At 62.8% G+C, this 17,128-nt stretch carries 19 protein-coding genes and 2 pseudogenes; 8 read left to right on the forward strand and 13 right to left on the reverse strand.

From position 1 onward, the window contains the following. Window positions 1–63: 63 nt before the first annotated feature. Complete coding sequence (locus tag BH95_RS09690) at window positions 64–354, reverse strand: winged helix-turn-helix transcriptional regulator (RefSeq protein ID WP_020111294.1); 291 nt, start codon at window positions 352–354, stop codon at window positions 64–66. Further along, window positions 351–755: a VOC family protein gene (locus BH95_RS09695; RefSeq protein WP_037181721.1), complete on the reverse strand. Its 405-nt coding sequence runs from the start codon at window positions 753–755 to the stop codon at window positions 351–353. Before BH95_RS09695 ends, BH95_RS09690 begins: the two co-directional genes overlap by 4 nt. Window positions 756–790: 35 nt before the next feature. On the opposite strand from BH95_RS09695, the gene BH95_RS09700 reads away from it, so the two are divergent. From BH95_RS09700 to BH95_RS29970, 3 genes are all read left to right on the forward strand, one after another. Beyond that, window positions 791–1,918, forward strand: coding sequence for a DUF389 domain-containing protein (locus tag BH95_RS09700; protein ID WP_347876815.1), 1,128 nt, complete (start codon window positions 791–793; stop codon window positions 1,916–1,918). A gap of 335 nt (window positions 1,919–2,253) precedes the next feature. Beyond that, a complete protein-coding gene (locus tag BH95_RS09705) occupies window positions 2,254–2,694 on the forward strand; it encodes a universal stress protein (protein ID WP_037181723.1) in 441 nt (146 codons plus the stop codon). Window positions 2,695–2,716: 22 nt separating this feature from the next. Continuing rightward, window positions 2,717–2,863: a universal stress protein gene (locus BH95_RS29970; protein ID WP_371828313.1), complete on the forward strand. Its 147-nt coding sequence runs from the start codon at window positions 2,717–2,719 to the stop codon at window positions 2,861–2,863. Window positions 2,864–3,332: 469 nt separating this feature from the next. On the opposite strand, the pseudogene BH95_RS29975 reads toward BH95_RS29970, so the two are convergent. The 4 genes and pseudogenes from BH95_RS29975 to BH95_RS29480 all read right to left on the reverse strand — a co-directional run. Further along, window positions 3,333–4,336: pseudogene (locus BH95_RS29975) on the reverse strand (zinc-binding alcohol dehydrogenase family protein). Continuing rightward, the gene (locus BH95_RS09715; protein WP_244164874.1) at window positions 4,269–5,075 is read right to left on the reverse strand and encodes a hypothetical protein; all 807 of its coding nucleotides are present in this window, start codon (window positions 5,073–5,075) and stop codon (window positions 4,269–4,271) included. The pseudogene BH95_RS29975 and the gene BH95_RS09715 overlap by 68 nt, the downstream one beginning before the upstream one ends. Before the next feature lie 58 nt (window positions 5,076–5,133). Next, window positions 5,134–5,967 carry an ABC transporter permease gene (locus BH95_RS29475; protein WP_037161743.1) on the reverse strand — a complete coding sequence of 278 codons (834 nt, stop codon included), beginning with the start codon at window positions 5,965–5,967 and terminating at the stop codon, window positions 5,134–5,136. Between the two features lie 385 nt (window positions 5,968–6,352). Beyond that, window positions 6,353–6,817, reverse strand: a pseudogene (locus BH95_RS29480) (ATP-binding cassette domain-containing protein); the annotation flags it as partial. Here BH95_RS29480 and BH95_RS29485 point away from each other — a divergent pair. Continuing rightward, window positions 6,737–6,943: a hypothetical protein gene (locus tag BH95_RS29485; protein ID WP_244164907.1), complete on the forward strand. Its 207-nt coding sequence runs from the start codon at window positions 6,737–6,739 to the stop codon at window positions 6,941–6,943. The pseudogene BH95_RS29480 and the gene BH95_RS29485 overlap by 81 nt on opposite strands. A 76-nt stretch (window positions 6,944–7,019) precedes the next feature. Here BH95_RS29485 and BH95_RS09730 read toward each other — a convergent pair whose 3' ends face one another. After that, window positions 7,020–8,759 (reverse strand): GAF domain-containing sensor histidine kinase, encoded by a 1,740-nt coding sequence (locus tag BH95_RS09730; protein ID WP_052059981.1) that lies wholly within the window; start codon window positions 8,757–8,759, stop codon window positions 7,020–7,022. A gap of 45 nt (window positions 8,760–8,804) precedes the next feature. Beyond that, window positions 8,805–9,440, reverse strand: a complete 636-nt coding sequence (locus tag BH95_RS09735; RefSeq protein ID WP_037113915.1) for a response regulator — start codon at window positions 9,438–9,440, stop codon at window positions 8,805–8,807. 183 nt (window positions 9,441–9,623) lie between these two features. Here BH95_RS09735 and BH95_RS09740 point away from each other — a divergent pair, with 183 nt between their 5' ends. After that, window positions 9,624–10,643: an Acg family FMN-binding oxidoreductase gene (locus tag BH95_RS09740; RefSeq protein ID WP_052059982.1), complete on the forward strand. Its 1,020-nt coding sequence runs from the start codon at window positions 9,624–9,626 to the stop codon at window positions 10,641–10,643. Window positions 10,644–10,812: 169 nt separating this feature from the next. Next, window positions 10,813–11,703: a universal stress protein gene (locus BH95_RS09745; protein WP_037181956.1), complete on the forward strand. Its 891-nt coding sequence runs from the start codon at window positions 10,813–10,815 to the stop codon at window positions 11,701–11,703. Between the two features lie 68 nt (window positions 11,704–11,771). Here BH95_RS09745 and BH95_RS09750 read toward each other — a convergent pair whose 3' ends face one another. Further along, window positions 11,772–12,677, reverse strand: a complete 906-nt coding sequence (locus BH95_RS09750) for a universal stress protein (protein WP_037157845.1) — start codon at window positions 12,675–12,677, stop codon at window positions 11,772–11,774. Between the two features lie 164 nt (window positions 12,678–12,841). On the opposite strand from BH95_RS09750, the gene BH95_RS09755 reads away from it, so the two are divergent. Beyond that, the gene (locus BH95_RS09755; protein WP_037157848.1) at window positions 12,842–13,882 is read left to right on the forward strand and encodes an NAD(P)-dependent alcohol dehydrogenase; all 1,041 of its coding nucleotides are present in this window, start codon (window positions 12,842–12,844) and stop codon (window positions 13,880–13,882) included. Window positions 13,883–13,912: 30 nt separating this feature from the next. On the opposite strand, the gene BH95_RS09760 is transcribed toward BH95_RS09755, so the two are convergent. From BH95_RS09760 to BH95_RS29040, 4 genes are all read right to left on the reverse strand, one after another. Then, window positions 13,913–14,491 carry a hypothetical protein gene (locus BH95_RS09760; RefSeq protein WP_208601154.1) on the reverse strand — a complete coding sequence of 193 codons (579 nt, stop codon included), beginning with the start codon at window positions 14,489–14,491 and terminating at the stop codon, window positions 13,913–13,915. Window positions 14,492–14,499: 8 nt separating this feature from the next. Beyond that, entirely contained in the window at window positions 14,500–14,874 is a 375-nt protein-coding gene (locus BH95_RS09765; protein ID WP_244164875.1) for a DUF1003 domain-containing protein, read from the reverse strand. A gap of 154 nt (window positions 14,875–15,028) precedes the next feature. Next, window positions 15,029–15,547, reverse strand: coding sequence for a flavodoxin domain-containing protein (locus tag BH95_RS09770; RefSeq protein ID WP_037181728.1), 519 nt, complete (start codon window positions 15,545–15,547; stop codon window positions 15,029–15,031). 71 nt (window positions 15,548–15,618) lie between these two features. Next, entirely contained in the window at window positions 15,619–16,284 is a 666-nt protein-coding gene (locus BH95_RS29040; protein ID WP_167336900.1) for a BON domain-containing protein, read from the reverse strand. A gap of 157 nt (window positions 16,285–16,441) precedes the next feature. Here BH95_RS29040 and BH95_RS29045 point away from each other — a divergent pair, with 157 nt between their 5' ends. Then, complete coding sequence (locus BH95_RS29045; protein ID WP_037181732.1) at window positions 16,442–17,050, forward strand: hypothetical protein; 609 nt, start codon at window positions 16,442–16,444, stop codon at window positions 17,048–17,050. Window positions 17,051–17,128: the final 78 nt, after the last annotated feature.

Below are 17,128 nucleotides of genomic sequence, written 5' to 3' on the forward strand. Positions count from 1 at the left end.
AAGGGGTGGACTCGGCAAGTCGAACCTCGCCCGACGACACCGCTGCGAACCCAAACGGCCGACTCATCCTCGGCGTTCTGTGTGCACTGCCCAACGTCCGAGCGCGTCGATCGCTGTGCGCAGGGCATGTCCGCGTTCGGTGAGTGCGTAGGCTCTTGTGTTGTGCTTCAACGGAAGACGGGTCAACACGCCTGCGGCTTCGAGTTCGCGCAGACGGGTCGCGAGCATGTTCGTCGGCGTTCCGAGATCGCGCTGGAGATCGCCGTAGCGTTGCGGCCCGTCGAGCAGTCGCTCCACGATCAGTAAAGCCCACCGAGCGCCGACGACGTCGAGCGCTGCGGCGAGGTCGCTCATGCGGGCGTGTCGACGTCCGGCTTCATCCAGAACGGGGAGTAGTGATAGCCGTCGGGGTCGTCGAACTGGCGCTGGTACATGAACGGGTAGTCGTCGGTGTCACCGATTCGACCACCGGCGGCGCCTGCACGTTCGACGAGTTCGTCGACGGCCTCGCGGCTGGCGAGGTCGAAGGAAACGGTGACCTTCGACGGGGTACCCGGCCCTCCGATCAACTCCTCGGTACCTCCGACGCTTGCGTACATCTCGCGGCTACCGAGCATGACGTATTGCCCGGGCGTGATCGAGAAGCACGAGACGTTGTGGTCGGACATCTCTGCGTTGAGGGTCCAGCCGAGGGCGGTGTAGAAGGTGGTGGCGCGCTCGACATCGTCGACTGGGCAGGTGATGAAGAGGCTCATGCCGTTAACACTTGCAAAATGCAAGTGTGCTGTCAATGGACAGTGCACAGGCGATGGCCCTCAGTCGCGCCACAGCGCTTCCGGGAACCCTCCGATCGCGGGACACCTATCCGATCGGCCGCCGCGAGATGGCAGTCGGGGATACTCGTTGTGAGCCGGCCATCGAGCTGGACGCACGCCGATCACGTGCAACAGGCCTGAGGAGGCAGAACGTGCTGCATCTACGCGTCATCTCGCCGAGCGCGCGAACAAGCGATGTGCTGCGCGTGCTGTCCGAGGAACCCGCGGCTACGCACAAAACCCTCGCAGTCGGCGCGGCGATCGATCCACCCGGCGATGTCGTCGAGGCAGATGTAGCGCGCGCCTCCGCCAACGACGTGCTGATTGCGCTCAGTGCGCAGAACCTACCGAATATCGGTGCCATCCTGCTCGAGCCGACCGGAACCATGCTGTCCGAAGCCGGAGATCGGGCCAACGCGGCGGCTGGTCGAACACCGGACAGGGCAGTGGTGTGGGAACGGTTGCTCGGCCAAGTTCGTGAGGGCGCGAGGCTCACTCCTACATTCGTCGCCTATCTGGTCATTGCATTCTTGCTGTCGGCAGTGGGCGTTGCCACCGCGTCACCGTTGATCTTGGTGGGCGCGATGGTGGTCGGGCCGGAATTCCGCCCGCTGGCGGCGATGTCCGTGGGTCTGGTCCGCCGTGACACCACGTTGATACGCACCTCGGCACGCACTCTCGCGATCTCGTTTCCCGTTGCCGCCGTGATCACGGCTCTGGCAACACAGCTTTGGATCCGCCTCGACTGGATCGGGGTGGGTGACGTCGAGGAAGCACGCGCATTCGACTTCATCTACCAGGTGGGTCCGTTTTCACTGGTGGTGGCACTGCTCGCAGGCGCCGCGGGAATGCTGGCTGTGGTTTCGTCGACGTCCAGTGTTCTGGTCGGCGTTTTCATTTCCGTGACGACGGTGCCCGCGGCCGGATTGGCCGTCGTCGCGGTGTTCGCCGGGAAATGGAACGTGGTGTGGAGCTCTCTAGCCCAACTCGGTGTGAACCTCATCGGCATCGTTCTCTCCGGCGTGGCCGTGCTGCTGGTGTTCTCGTTCGCGTCGCCGCGTACCGACCGGTCATCGATCAGCCGCGCACTGCCCCAGGAATAGCACGTGCCACGGCACGATGAGCCGTACACACGCCGAGATCACCCGGCTGGGCACCGGTTGCGCGGACCCGTCGACGCCCACCACGACCGCGGTGGACTGTGGAAACGGTGGGTAGTGCACAGCGGTCTCCTCCATGACCTCATGGTCGCGGTTCGACGTCTGTCGGCACAGAGGCATCGGTCCTTTGTTCGGTGGCCTGCTACGAAGGACCAAGGTCTCGAAGGGCCCCTCGTTACATAGTGCCTTTGTGCTCTGGGGACGAAGACGACCGCCTTGCACGCTGAACACAGTCAGCGTCGAACGGCGTTCGCTCTACTAAGAATCGGAGACCGACCATGACGGTATGGAGCAATCATCGACAGATCGTGGTCGGCATCGACGGTTCCGAGAACTCGTTCGGTGCATGCCGATGGGCGGCCGACGTAGCAGCGCGGTTGCGATTACCCATGCATCTGTTGAGCGCGATCGAATCTCGGGTAATGGATTATCGAGAGTTCGATATCTCGGGACGTGGAGATTGGGACGACCACGCGCAACACGCCGCGCGTGCCTTCTTGATCGAAGCCGAGAAGATCGTCTCGGATCGTGCGCCCGGCGTGGAGGTCACCACCGAGGTCTCAGGCGACTTCGTCACCCGAGCGCTATTGAACAATTCAGATCACGCCCACATGCTCGTGGTGGGGCGGTCGGGACTCGGATCGTTGGGTGGGGCTCTTGTGGGATCGACGACCCAAGTGGTTGTATCCAGAGGGCAAAGTCCAGCGTGTGCTGCGTGAGGGGAGCCCGGCGCACACCCTCATGCACGCAAGCGAGGACAACCAGCTCATTGTCGTCGGGAGTAGAGGACACACGGGGCTGGTGGGTGCGATAGCTGGTTCGACAAGCAGAAACTTGCTGTACCAAGCGAAAGTTCCTTTGATGGTCTGTCGGCCTCCGCGGAGGTGAGTCCGTACCGCCCCGGCACACTATAGGGCTGATCACAGGTGACAGAGCACTGAATCAAGCATCGGAACCACCGAGGGACAGCGAATGGAGAGAGCTCGCGGAGAGTTGTTCGGGGTCCGTGACATGTTGCTCGCGCATCATCTCCCGGATTCGGTCTTCGACCGCACGAAGCTGCTCCGCGAGGGGGGCTGCGCATCAGCGCTCTCTCGTGGTCGAGATGGCGCGTCCACGCTGTCAGCGCCTGAGCGATCGTCAGAGGTTGCCCACAGAATTCGAGATTTCGACCACGCTGGGGATCGTCGAGATCGGACATGCGATCGGTCTCCTCGCTGCACGAGGGAGTATCCCTTCGGTGCGTACAACGACGCTACGAACGGAGCCTCGAACCTCGGCAGAGCACTAAGTCATCTGATGAGATCCTGTTGTCCCGAGCAGCTCCGTGAGGTAACGACCCGCAGATCCGGACCAGTTACATCACGATGACGCCCGCGCCGGCGAAACGTCCGTGTTTCAAATCGTGGAGAGCAACCGGAACTTGCTCGAAATCGTAACGTGTAGTGGTCACGTCGAGATGCGTGTCTCCGCATCGCTCCAGAAAGGTTCGGGCATCCTCCCGCGTATTCGCCTCGATGCTGAGAATTGTCTTTTCGTGAAACAGATGCTGTTCGTGGTTCAGCACAGGAACATCACTCATGTGGATCCCGGCCAACACCAGGGTGCCGCCCGGTGCCAGTGCCGCGAGTGCCGCAGGGACGATGTCTCCCACCGGAGCGAAAACAACGGCAGCGTCGAGCTTTTCGGGTGGCGAGTCATATGTGTCCTGTGCAGATTCGAGTCCGAGAGACAAGGCAAGTTCCCTGGCGGAAGATTCCCGGGTCATCACGTGCACAATCGTGCCTTCGGAGTGCGCGAGTTGGCCGACGATGTGGGCGCTTGCCCCGAAACCATACAGTCCGAGTTTGTAGCATGGTGGGAGATCGGCTCGAGACAGTGCTCGATATCCGATGATTCCTGCACACAACAGCGGGGCGAGTTCCGTTGTGGTGTAACCGTCGGAAAGTGCAAGGGCATAGTCCTCAGGCAAAGTGCAAGGGCATAGTCCTCAGGCACGGTCGTCCAGTCGGCGAACCCGCCGTGCTCGTCCCAACCGGTGTATCTGGACTCACTGCACAAGTTCTCATGTCCTGTCCTGCAGTGCGGGCAAGTGCCACACGTGTAGCAAAGCCACGGGATTCCGGCCAACTGCCCGACCTGGAAGTCGGACGCGGTCGCAGGTCCGATCTCCGCGACCCGGCCGACCACATCGTGGCCCGGGGTCACGTGAGGCCGATGAACAGGAAGATCCCCTTCGACTCAGTGCAAGTCTGTCCTGCACACACCACACGCCTCGACATCGACCAACAGTTCACCCCGACCGGGTTGCGGCCTCCGGTTCCGATGGTGCACGACTTTCGCGCCCGCACACGAACGTATCGACTCGTCTCGATCGATGCAGCCGCCGAATGTCCTCTCGTCGAGAGGAATTGGTCATTCGAAACCAAGTGCTTCGGGTCCTCGCCGAGTTGGTTCGCCTTTCAGGGCGTGCTGCGGCGTTGGACCGGAGCGTGCGCAGCATCTTTCTGCTCATGACGAATCCGATCGGTTCGACGAGCGAGTGGCCGAAAGTAAGGCGACTGGCCAACGACCCACCGTGCGCGTATCTTCCTCGTTCGATCAACCTCGTTCCACCGTCGGCGGCGGGTCGGAGATGGAACGACCACAATGCGCTGTCCAGCAGTGTTGGACCAGGGCCGACCAGAACCAGCGTCGTCTCGTGCTCGATAATCGTCACCGTCAACGGCGGTGATTTCGGGTGTAGTGCAACGAGGTCGCCTACATCGAGGTGTTGAAATGCCGGATCGATTCCCTCCGCATGGGTGATGTGGCAGCCGACCATGTTCTCGAGAGTGCGATAGCTGTAGAAACCCGCGCGTTGCTGTCCTATCTGAACCAACCACGGCCACAACTGCCGCGCCGAGCAGTCGACGGTAACCGCATGCGTGTAGGTCCAGGACGGCGTGGGTACCGAATCATCACCGGGCAACACCTCGCCTATCTCCGAGATGGATGCGCCCCACGTTGTTCGCCACCGCCGCAGCGGCTTTGCTGCGATCAGATGAAAAGCGATGAGTGCCGCACCGCCGAGGGACTGGAGAGTACTGTTCGTCGCCAACCCGATCCGCGATCTTCTCTGCGTGGGAGCGAGGCTGGAGCCTGACGGTCCTCGGCGGTTATGCATCTCGGCGCCGGAGCAAGTATGCGGCGAGGCATATCAGCGCTGCTGCCCAGATCGCCGCGACTCCGAATCCCTGCCACGGTGACAGGAGATCGCCGGGCGCCTGCATGGGTGAGGCGATCAAACTGCCGGCCTGAGAGGGCAGATAGGCTTGGATGTGGTGACCCACAGTCCCCGGAAGCAATTGAGCCAATGGCGCCAGCACGAGGACGAAAGCGATTATCCCGGTGACGGCCCCGGCAGTGTGTCGGACCATCGCGCCGATCGCGATAGCCATCACGCCGAGCAGTGAAAGATACAGTCCCGCACCGATCACCGCCCTGAAGACGCCCGGATCGCTCAGAGAGACCGAAGCGCGCGAGCTCATCAGCGCGGACCCTAGCAAGAACGCTGGAAACGCGGCGATCGCGCTGACGACGAAGACAACGGCCATGAAGAGTACCGATTTGGCCACCAGCACGGGGAGTCGCTTCGGCACGGCCATCAGACTTGCTCGGATGGTGCCGCTGGAGTATTCGCTGGTGACGACGAGTACGCCCAGAACACAGACGGCGAGCTGTCCGAGTTGAAAGCCGGCACCCAGAATCTGTCGCGCAGGGTCGGCGACGATTTGTGTCTGTGCTACCGGATCCACGTTGTCCCAGTAGGCGATTGTGAACCAACTGAACAGTGCCGTGAAGCCGATGGTGATCAGAACGAACAGAGCGAGTGACCACACAGTCGATCGCAAGGATACGAGTTTGGTCCATTCGGATTGCAGCAGGGCATAGATCTCGGAACTGCGTCGAACCGACGGAAGCGAATCGGCCAGAGATACGGTGGCGCTCATCTCGTTTGTCCTTCGAAGGTCGCCGATACCAGCGGGGGCAGTTCATGTGGGTAGGGGGATGCGTGAGCGCCATGAATGCGTCTTCCAGCGTGGCTTCCACGGGCCTGAGTTCGTAGACCACAATGCCGTGCAGGTCGGCTAGTTCACCTACGCGGCGAGCCGATATTCCGCGCACGGTCGATGCGTCGTGAGACTCCATAGTGGCACGGCCGCCCTCTGCCGCAATGAACTCGGCGAGTCCGGAGGGATCAGACGATTTGACCACGACAGATGCGTGGCTGGTGCGTGCGATCAACTCTTCGGTGGTGCACTGCGCGATGAGCCGCCCGTGCTCGATCACGATCAGATTGTCCGCTGTCTGCGCCATCTCACCCATCAGGTGGCTGGAGACGAATATCGTCTTCCCTTCACTTGCCAAATGTCGCATGAGATTGCGCATCCAGTAGATCCCGTCTGGATCCAAACCGTTGATGGGTTCGTCCAGGATGTATACACGCGGATCGCCCAGCATCGCAGCCGCGAGTCCCAACCGCTTGCGCATACCCAGGGAAAATGACCCCGCGCGTTCGTCCCGGACCTCGCGTAGACCGACCAGTTCCAGGACCTCGTCGATGCGGGATGTCGAAATCAGTTGTGTTCGAGCGAGAAAGAGAAGGTGGTTGTAGGCCGATCGTCCCGCGTGTACCGCCTCGGAGTCGAGCAGAGTGCCGACAGTGCGCAGCGGATGGCGGAGCTGAACATAGTTGACACCACCGATAGAGGTCGAACCGTGAGTGGGGTGGTCGAGCCCGACGATCAAACGCATGGTGGTGGACTTGCCCGAGCCGTTCGGCCCCAGGAAACCGGTCACGGCGCCGGCCTCGACGACGAACGAGAGATTGTCGACAACGATCTTGCCGCCGTAGCTCTTGCTGAGTTCTCGCACTTCGATCGGATGGCTCACCTGATGCATGACGGACTCCCCTTCGGTCGGTGACACGATGGCGTCGAGTGTCGTCGTCTGCATCGCACCCGAGTAGAGGCTTTGTGCCCTCAGAACCATCGGTGCCTGATCAGGGGAGCGGCGCTGACCAGGTGAGTTTTGTGCCGCCCGTTGCGTTCGCGGGTCCGGTCGTCATGCTGCCGCCGTTGTCGACCGCACGTGAGAGCATGTTCTTCAGACCGCTCGTCGCTGCTCCGTCCGGGATGCCGACACCGTCGTCGGTGATCTCCATTCTGAGGTCGTCCGCGACGTCGAATGCGATGACGAGATTTCGGGCGTCGGCGTGACGGACGCAATTGCTGATGGCCTCGCGTAGGACGGCCAGCGCGTGTGTGGCGAGGGTCGAGTCGACGGCGGAGAGCGGGCCGGTGACGCGTACCGATGTTCGTAGCTCGGTGCCGGCGGTCATTTCCTCGACGACGTCGTTGATCTGCCGCCTCAATCCCAGAGTGGCGTCTGGGGTCTGAAGGTCGAAAATGGCCGATCGGATGTCGTGGACCGTGTCCTGCAGATCGTCGATCGTTGTGGACAGGCGTGTCCGAAGTGCGGGGTCGGCTGTTCGTTGCACGGTGCTCTGCAGCGACAGTCCGGCGGCGAAAATTCTCTGGATGACCCGATCGTGAAGGTCTCGGGCGATGCGGTCGCGTTCGGCCAGAACGTCCAATTCCCGCAACCTCCGTGCGTCGGTGGCCATCCGAACAGCGACCGCGGCCTGATCTGCGAACGCAGATACCAAATCGAGTTGATCGTCGTCGAAGGGGGTTCGGTTGGACCTTCGTAGTACGACCAGCACTCCTGCGACGCGATCCGACGCCTGCAGAGGCGAGATGAGTGCGGGGCCGTACGCGGCCTGCGTGGCTGCTGTGGCGTTGTACTCGAGTCGGTCGACTCGCAGGGGTGAACGGCTGCGGAACGCCGTACCCGATGTCGACCCGTAGACCGGAAGCGCGCTGCCCAGGATGTTGTCCGGGTGATCCATCGGGGAACCGGACGCGATCCCGATCAAGAGTTCGGTGACGTTCTCCGGGGACGCGTCCGGGTCGTCGGGTGTCGCGATGAACGCGAGGTCGGCGTCCGTCAGCTCCCGGGCTTTGTCTGCGACGGTTTGCAGGCCCACATCGGCGTCGGTACCGCCGAGCAGTTCGGTGGCGATGTCGCGGGTGGCTTCGAGCCACGATTGACGGGTGCGAGCCTCGTCGTACAGGCGCGCGTTCTCGATGGCGACGCCCGCCGCGGACGCCAGGGCCTGGATGACTGCCTCGTCGTCGTCGGTGAATGAGTGCCCGTTGTTCTTCTCGGTGAGGTAGATGTTGCCGAACACTTCGTTGCGCACACGAATCGGGGCGCCGAGAAACGAGTTCATCGGTGGGTGGCCGGGAGGAAAACCGATCGAGGACGGGTGATCGGAGAGGTGGTCGAGACGGATTGCGCGGGGTTCGTCGATGAGCAGGCCGAGAACACCACCGCCGGTGGGCAGCGGACCGATACGCGCGGCGCTTTCCTCGTCGATTCCATGAAAGATGAAGGCACTCAGTTCATGATTGTGGCCACGTACTCCCAGTGCTCCGTACCGGGCATCGACGAGTTCGGTCGCCGCCACGACGATCGTCCGCAACGTATGTTCCAGATCGAGCCCTTTGGAGACGACGAGCATTGCATGCAGCAGGCCGTCGAGTTGTTCTCGGGCGTCGACGATTTTGCCGATTCGCTCCTGAACTTCGCCCAGCAACTCGCGCAGGCGCAGCTGCGACAGCGTGCCTTTCAATTCACCGGTGTAATTGTGCCCGGTGTCGTACGGGTTTCCGACCACGCGGACAGTATGCGCGTCACGACCCTCGGATGTCGCTTCATGCCACTATGTGTCCAGTTTGGACGCGTACACCGCCGCCTGTGTGCGCCGCTCCATCCCGAGTTTGGCCAGAAGGCGGGAGACATAATTCTTGACGGTCTTCTCCGCCAGAAACATTCGCGCGGCAATCTGACGGTTGGTCAGACCCTCGCCGAGCAGAGCGAGCAGCGCCCGTTCCTGGTCGGTCAATGCCGCAAGTGGGCCAGGCAACGCCACTTCCTGCGATGCGCGCAATTTGTCCATCAGTACTGCGGCCGCGCGATTGTCGAGTAGGGACTTCCCGTGACCGACGTCCTTGATGGCAGCCGTCAGGTCCATTCCCTTGATGTCTTTGACGATGTACCCGCTGGCGCCGGCCAGGATGGCGTCGAGCATCGCCTGGTCCTCGGTGTAGGACGTGAGCATCAAAGAACGAAGCTCGGGTACGACCGATGTCAGTTCGCGGCAGAGTTCGATCCCGTTACCGTCCGGCAATTGCACGTCGAGCACAGCGACGTCCGGTCGGAGAGCCGGGATACGTGCCAACGCGTTGCTGACAGTTCCTGCTTCGCCGACGACGGTCAACTCCGGGTCGGAGTCGATGAGGTCGATGAGGCCGCGTCGTACTATTTCGTGGTCGTCGACAAGGAAAACAGTGATCACGACGGCTCCTTCCGTGCTCGGTCCCGCAAGCTTACTGTCGACCACTGGTGGACCGCGTGGCACAAAGCCCCTCGATTCGAGGACGATCGGCACTGCCGAATCGCTCCGCCGAACGCCGAGACTGAGCCTCGACAGCGTTGACGGCCACGCGCACTGTGGGGTCCGCAGACAAGGGGTATTTCGATGTTCTCTCATCCGGATTCGTCGGTGGTGCAGATGATGGTGGAGCTGGCCTGCCGGGCGCCCTCGGTACACAACAGTCAACCCTGGAAGTGGAGTTATCGGGACGGCTACCTCGACCTCCATACGGACCGATCCAGATTGCTCGACACGATCGATCCCACCGGACGGCAACTTGTGATCAGTTGCGGAGCGGCGCTCGACCATCTCCGGAAAGCTGCGGTCACCTTTCGCTGGTCCGCGGACGTTCTCGAGCTTCCGATCCCTGGTCGACCTGATCACCTCGCCCGCATTCGATTCGTGCACGGCGCGCATCCACAATCGCACGAGTTCGACCTGTTGAGCGCTATCAACAGGCGGCATTCCGATCGACGACCGTTCACTCGAGCATCCGACAGCCTGGTCGTCGGTGCGGCCGCACGCGCCGACGCCGCCCAGCGCGGAACGACGGTTTCCGTCCTGACGCCACAGTCACGCCGAACCCTTGCCGAGGCGTCGATGTCGAGCGCAGGAGTGCGCAGGTACGACGCCACCTACCAGGCCGAACTTCGTTGGTGGGCGGGCCATTCGTTCGCCGGAACAGGTATCCCGGACCGTGCGCTGGCCGATCGATCGGAAACGACGAATGTGGCTGTCGGTCGTAGCTTTCCGGCGCCGCACGACGTCCGGAATCGGGCACCGGGGGCTGATGTTCTCGACGAATCGACCGTTGTCCTACTCAGTACTCCAACAGATCATCTGCTCGATTGGATGCACTGCGGGCAGGTGCTGTCGTCGATTCTGTTGGAAGCGACGGTCGACGGGTTGGCTACCTGCCCCCTCACTCACATGACCGAACAGTCCGGTAGTCGTGCTCTGGTCGAGTCATTGGCTCCGGACAGCGGGGTTCCGCAGGTACTCGTTCGGCTCGGTGCAGCACCTGCGGGACATGCACCGAGACCTACTCCGCGATTGCAACTGTCCGCCATTCTGACCACAGAGAACGCGTACCCGTCCGGTCGCGATCGGCCCGCGTCGAGGTGATCCCTGTCGGCGCGGGACCAGAGCCCCTGCCGCCGAGGACCAAGTGCTCTGTGCAGCAACGGCGTTGTCGACGTGGAATGGAACCCGCACCCAAGCCGGGATGCGATTCGGAGCGGGCAAGGCTCAGGGACAGACGAGCCTCTCCCCGCACTCGACACGAGGAGTGTTCATGATTCTTGCCAATCACCAGCGAGTGGTCGTGGGAGTGGACGGCTCGGCACACAGTACGCGCGCCGCTCACTGGGCAGCGACCGCGGCCGTGCACCTGAACTCGCCACTCCACATCGTCAGCGCCGTCCAGGACCCGACGTTCTACATGGCCGAATCCGCGGTGGTGATTCCAGCCGATGTGTGGCAGCAGCAGCGGCGCACAGCCGAGGGCACCGTGGCCGCCTTGGCTGCAGCCATCCGAGAGAGTCATCCGGACTTGGCCGTCAGTACCGGAGTCGACACGGCGCCGGCTGCCGACATGCTCGTTGCCCTCTCACATACGTCGCGACTGATCGTGGTCGGCAGTTCCGGATCCGGATTGTTGACGTCAATCTTGCTGGGGAGCACAGCGAGAGTCGTTGCAGACGAGGCCCATTGTCCGGTTGTGGTGTGGCGCGATTCCGACACCGGTGACCGATCCGAACAACCCGTAGCGGTCGGGGTCGACGGCAGCGCGACCAGCGAAGTTGCCGTCGAGTTCGCCTTCGACTTCGCATCCCACCTCGGTGTGCCACTGGTCGCTGTGCACGCCTGGGATGCAGTGTCCCGTACGGGGGGCGTCACGCTTCCCGGTCTGATCGACTGGCCCGCACTGGAACTGGAAGAACGAGCCGTTCTGGCCGAGAGCCTTGCCGGGTGGTCGGACAAGTATCCCGACGTAGTGGTCGAACACGTGGTTCGGCAAGGCGGCGCTGCTCGGGCATTGACCGATCTGTCCGCGACGTGTCAGCTGGTCGTAGTCGGTAGTCACGGACGGCGCGGTGTTGCACGACTCGTGCTGGGGTCGACAAGCAGCAATCTCACACACCACGGGCGGTGTCCGGTTCTGATCTGCCGGACCGGTGAGTAGTCACCGCACCTGAACCATTCGGACGAGCCGACGCGCGCGCCAAGGGGCGCGTCCGTCGGCTCGCGGCGTCAGGTAGCGGGCACTATCATCGTCGGGATCACCGAATGATGGAGGACGGCGCGGCTCGTCGAGCCCATCACCAGGGGAGGTAAAACTCCCCGGTTTCGGGCCCCGACCACGATCAACTGGGCGTGTCCGGCGCAACCGAGCAAGGCATGCGACGGAATGTCCTCGACCACGGACGTCGACACCTGCACAGGCGGGTATCTCCGAGCCCAGGGCTCGACGCGTTCGTCGAGCCATCTCTTGGCGGCCGTGATGGGATCGTGATGTGGTGCGCGCTCGACAATTTCGCTGAACACCGCGCCGGCATCAGGCCCGTCGCACGCGTGCACGACATGGACTCTGGTGTGCAGGCACGCAGCTTGATCGAACGCAGCCTCGAGCACCGCATCGTCGTGTGGCGAATGGTCGACTCCGACGACGACCGATGCTCCGCCCGCACTGTCGCTCGGTGTGAAGCGTTCGGGAACTACCACGATCGGGCACCGTGCGGTCGAGGCGACAGCTGCACTGACCGAACCGAACACCGCCCGCGCGAAAAGACCTCGGGTGTGGGAACCCAGCACGATCATTCGCACTGTCGACGCCAGTTCGGCCAGGGCCTGAGCCGGACGGTCGGCTTCGAGCACCGTCTCGATCTCGAGAGACGTGTGAGCAACCGACTGCGCGACGACTCTGGCCGTGGCCAGAGTCGATCGCGCTTGCGCTCGCGCGCTCGACGTACGCCCGCTGCGAAGATTGACCGCATCGGAAAGCGAGGTCCCCGATGCCACCCCGGCATGCACCAAGACCAGCGTGCTCCCACTTGCATCGGCGTAGGCGGCGGCCCATCTGACCGCGACCCGGGATGAAGCCGAGTCGTCGACTCCGACGACGATCGTGTTCGGGTGTGTGGTTTCCGGTTGTGTCATGGGTTCGATCTTTCCGCCGACCCGGACTCGTCGACAGGGCTCTTCTGCGCACGAGTGGTCGGTGAATGTCCCCTTCTCGGGGGCCTTTCTGCCCTGTACGGACCACCCGGGTCCAGGCACGCTGGCCGTGTATCAGTCGACACGGAAACCGAAGGGACCTCGCGATGAGAGCGCTCCAATACCGACGTGTGGGTCAAGCACCTGAGCTGGTCGACATTCCCGACCCAGTGCCCGGCCCGGGCCAGGTCCTGCTCGACATCACTGCAGCAGGGGCCTGTCACTCGGACGCGTTCATCATGGGTCTGGGAGAAGATCAGTACACGTTCGGGCTTCCTCTCACTCTCGGCCATGAGGGCGCGGGCCGGGTTGCGGCAGTCGGCGATGGTGTCACGGACTGCCCGGTCGGAATGGACGTCATCGTGTACGGACCGTGGGGATGCGGTCGATGCCGACAGTGCGCCCGAGGGATGGAGAACTATTGCGGGAGGGCTGGCGAACTCGGCATCTTTCCACCTGGTCTGGGTTCGCCGGGAGCTATGGCCGACAAGATGCTCGTAGATTCGCCACGGCATCTCATCCCGATCGGGGACCTCGACCCCGTCGCGACCGTTCCGTTGACCGACGCAGGCTTGACTCCGTATCACGCGATCAAGCGGTCGTTGCCGAAGGTTCGGATCGGTAGCACCGTTGTCGTCATCGGGGTAGGTGGACTGGGCCATACTGCAATTCAACTTCTGCGGCACATGACACCGGCACGGATAGTGGCAGTGGATGTGTCTCCGGACAAGCTGCGGCTAGCCGAGAAGGTGGGCGCACACGAGACGATTCTGTCCGATGCCGATTCTGCGCAGAAGATCCGTAAGATCACAGGATCCGGGGGCGCTGCAGCAGTGTTCGACTTCGTCGGCTACCAGAACACACTCGATCTGTCGATGGCGGTTGCAGGAACCGAATCGGACGTGTCCATCGTGGGGTTGGGCGATGGACACGCAGCCGCCGAGGTCGGATTCTTCCGCGGCGCCTACGAAACCAATGTCTCCGTCCCGTACTGGGGCGGCCGAGACGAACTGTTCGAACTCGTCGACCTTGCGAAAGAAGGAATTCTCCGGATCGATATCGAGGAATTCGCGCTCGACGACGCAGCCCAGGCCTACCGTCGGCTCGCCGAGGGCACTCTGACCGGCCGTGCCGTCGTGGTCCCATGAACCAGCTCTCGGGTTCGATTGACAGGGCGATCAGGCTCCTCGCAGTGCCGCGACGATGCCGGCGGGACACCCCGGAGCCGAACCTTCAAGAGGAGGCGTGATAGTCGTGGCGTCGACGCCTGCTCTGGTCAGGACCCACGAAACAACCGAGTTCGAGTTCCACATGTCACCGGTCCCCAGTTCGTCTCGGCCCCATGTCGATGTCGGTACCTCCGACACCACGCGGTGTGCGCGCACGCATTGTTCCTCGTCGACCGTCAATCGCCGGGGACTCTGCACTGATTCGGATTTGTCTGCGATAGTTCCGCTTTCCCAGCGATGGATCTCGTAGCGGAACCACGATGATTGCCCCAGCATGCGCAGTCCGACCGGTCCCGTTGCGACTACACCCCGGCCGAGTTTCGATCGCGGCCGGACGGGGGTCATCTCGATGACATAGCTTGTCGTCGGTAGGTGCACGACGAGTGCCGAGTGATATAGATCGTGCGGAGAACGGTGCTCGATTCGAGCGTTGATCCACTCGAAAATGCGGCCGTTCCATCGAACGGAGTGTCCGCCCGCTCCGAGCGGGAGCCAAAACAGGTCGATGTACGCAGAGTCGACTTGCAAGCTCGGTGTCATCCTCGGCTGTCGTCTGTCTGCGGTGACATCACCCCGAGCCGGGTTACCGCCGCGCGTGGTGATCTGGACGGGCATACGTGCTCGTGGATCTCTGATGCCAACCCCTCAACTGCTTCGGTCAGTGCAGTGTTCGCTTCGATCATCTCCCGCAAAGTCGCGGTGTTGGACAACGTGTGCACGGCAACCTCACTGCTTACCGAGTCTGCGCGTTTGGCAGAGATGAGCAATATGGCCCCTTGCAGGCCTGCGACCATGGACAGAAAGAGATTGAGGAGTATGAAGGGGTACGGGTCGAATCCGTCGTTGCCGTTGTACGCAGCCCACACACCCATCGTGGTGAGGAACGCAAAGACGAACGGCCAGGAACCCATGCCGTTCCGTACGTAGTCTGCGGCACGCTCTCCGGCGGTCAAATCATTTCCCGTTCGAACGCCGGGATGTGTTCTCCACCTGTTCATCTCGAACCTCCGCGGCATTGTATTCTCGGTCGCCGCAACACCCGCACACCATCGTGTGGCGTAGCCTTCACGTAACTGTTGCCGTAGGGGTCGAGGCGGCAAGTTGTGCACCGATCTTGCGGGCCCAGGCCTCGACGTCGTCGCGTGCGCGGTCGTCGCCGTCGCTCGCGCGGATGAGCCGAACGACGAGCCGTTCGCGGACCGAGAGCGTCGACAGGTCGAGCTTTCCCCCGAACACGCGGTGCTCCTCCGCCCAGGGTGCCTCGTCCCACGGTGAGTGTGGCTCGGAGGACCCGCGTGCGCCGATCGGGCCACTCGAAAACAACCAGACGGGTCTCGTCTCGAGTTCGGCCTGCTCGCGGGCGACCAGCTTGCGCGCGCTTCGTAACCATCGCCCCATGTAGACCGCGCTGCCGATGATCACGGCATCGTATTCTGCGATGCTGTCGACGTCGGCGACATCACGCACATCGATGACAGTTTCCAGGTCGGGACGGGCAAGTGCCTTCGTCAGCGACAACGAGATCCATTGGGCGATCTGTCGAGTGGATCCATGGCGGCTCGCGGTGGCAATCAAAATACGCATGTCGGTGTTCTGCTTTCTTCGAAAGGGTGTGCGAGGACGGACGGCTCCAGGCGCGACTCGAGCGGAGCGGTTCAACTGACCACACGAACGAGGTTTCGGACCGTTTCGACTCCGGCTGCGCGCCGCGCCGCGCGGCCGATTGCGTTGCATTCGGCGACGGACCGAGCTGTTCCAGCGAGCACGACATGACCCGCGCCGTCGGCCGAGATCGAGATGCGGTGCATCTCGTCGGCCATGTCGTGCTCGAGCTCTGCTTCGATGTGACGACCGATGTGCTCCGCCGCTGCCGACGGACTCACCTCGATGGAGTTGCGCACCCGCCGTACACCGGGCACGGATGCGGCTGCGCGTTCTGCCGCAGCGGACTGAAAGTCCCATGCGACGACGCCACCGAGGAACACGCATCCGCGCGTGACGGTGGAGTGCACTGCACCGGGGGGGATTTCCTGGGCTTTGCCGAGCGCTACCGCCAGATTGTGCGCGATATCGGTATCGCTGACCGGAATACTGTCGTTCGAGATTCCGATGTCCTGTGCCACCGCAACCACCCCCGGCACTCTCCACGTCGCGCGTTCGGCAATTCCGATCTGAGAGAAGTCCACAACGCTACCGGTCAGGGTGACACTGCCGTCGGCGACGGCGATCTCGATGAGTGTTTTGTCCAGGCCGGTCGCCCACTTGAGTTCCAGCTGTATGCGATCCTCGAGCTCGGCGTCGCTCGTCCTTGTTGTGGTCATGGAGTCAGCATCGAGCACCGACGTGCGGTCACACAGAGTCGTTGGTCCTCTTTCGGTCCTCTCGTCGGCCCTGCATTCGAGAAGCTTTCGACCCTCGCCGCGGCCGCAGGCACGGAGCAGTCTACGAGCTGTACGTATCGACTCGAGGGAGGCACACGTGGATACTCGCGACACTGTTCGGCGCACGGGAGTCGAATTTCTGAAAGATGCTGCAGCCGAGACGCTTTTGCTGACGGGCGTCGCTGCTGTCGGCCTATCCCTGACCGTATCGGCCGCGGGAAGGACGGGCTGGGGTGCCATCGCGGGCGGAGCCGCAGTGGCTGCGCTGGTGTCGGCCGCCCTGACCTTCAGAGCGGGTCGGGGCCGTACCCGGGATGCGGTGAAGGCTGAGGAACCTGCGCAGGACGAGTCGATGACGAAGGGGGAGGGGAACGAACCTGGCCACCTCGACACCGACTCCATCACGCTGGCTTTACCCGACAGTGCGTCGGCTGTCGTATTTCCGGTCACCACCGTGACCCGACGAGGTGTGGTGGTCACCGTGATCGTCGGGGAATACGGCCCATCCGGGGGCACAGCACCCGAGGGAAGCGGGCTGCGATCATCGGTACTCGGCCGATGGCCACAAGCTCGGGTGTTCGAACGCCGATCGACCGGGGACAGTGGCGCCGATCCTCGTAACTACGAGGCGTTCTATGTCGAGTTACTCCACGACGGCACCCGCCGCGACGTCGACCATCAGGAGGTGTTCGCACTCGCCCGGTGATCGAGCACGGGATGCGTGCGGTGTTCGGTGACACTTTTCAGATCTGAAAGAGGGTAGCCGGACGGAATCATGCACCTG

The organism is Rhodococcoides fascians A44A (assembly GCF_000760735.1).
Classification (GTDB): Bacteria; Actinomycetota; Actinomycetes; order Mycobacteriales; family Mycobacteriaceae; genus Rhodococcoides; species Rhodococcoides fascians_E.

Bases quoted from the DNA above. Each gene is read 5' to 3' on its own strand.
- BH95_RS09690 (WP_020111294.1), bottom strand. From the start codon at position 354: ATGAGCGACCTCGCCGCAGCGCTCGACGTCGTCGGCGCTCGGTGGGCT.
- BH95_RS09695 (WP_037181721.1), bottom strand. From the start codon at position 755: ATGAGCCTCTTCATCACCTGCCCAGTCGACGATGTCGAGCGCGCCACC.
- BH95_RS09700 (WP_347876815.1), top strand. From the start codon at position 791: ATGGACAGTGCACAGGCGATGGCCCTCAGTCGCGCCACAGCGCTTCCG.
- BH95_RS09705 (WP_037181723.1), top strand. From the start codon at position 2,254: ATGACGGTATGGAGCAATCATCGACAGATCGTGGTCGGCATCGACGGT.
- BH95_RS29970 (WP_371828313.1), top strand. From the start codon at position 2,717: ATGCACGCAAGCGAGGACAACCAGCTCATTGTCGTCGGGAGTAGAGGA.
- BH95_RS29475 (WP_037161743.1), bottom strand. From the start codon at position 5,967: ATGAGCGCCACCGTATCTCTGGCCGATTCGCTTCCGTCGGTTCGACGC.
- BH95_RS09740 (WP_052059982.1), top strand. From the start codon at position 9,624: ATGTTCTCTCATCCGGATTCGTCGGTGGTGCAGATGATGGTGGAGCTG.
- BH95_RS09745 (WP_037181956.1), top strand. From the start codon at position 10,813: ATGATTCTTGCCAATCACCAGCGAGTGGTCGTGGGAGTGGACGGCTCG.
- BH95_RS09750 (WP_037157845.1), bottom strand. From the start codon at position 12,677: ATGACACAACCGGAAACCACACACCCGAACACGATCGTCGTCGGAGTC.
- BH95_RS09755 (WP_037157848.1), top strand. From the start codon at position 12,842: ATGAGAGCGCTCCAATACCGACGTGTGGGTCAAGCACCTGAGCTGGTC.
- BH95_RS09765 (WP_244164875.1), bottom strand. From the start codon at position 14,874: ATGGGTTCCTGGCCGTTCGTCTTTGCGTTCCTCACCACGATGGGTGTG.
- BH95_RS09770 (WP_037181728.1), bottom strand. From the start codon at position 15,547: ATGCGTATTTTGATTGCCACCGCGAGCCGCCATGGATCCACTCGACAG.
- BH95_RS29040 (WP_167336900.1), bottom strand. From the start codon at position 16,284: ATGACCACAACAAGGACGAGCGACGCCGAGCTCGAGGATCGCATACAG.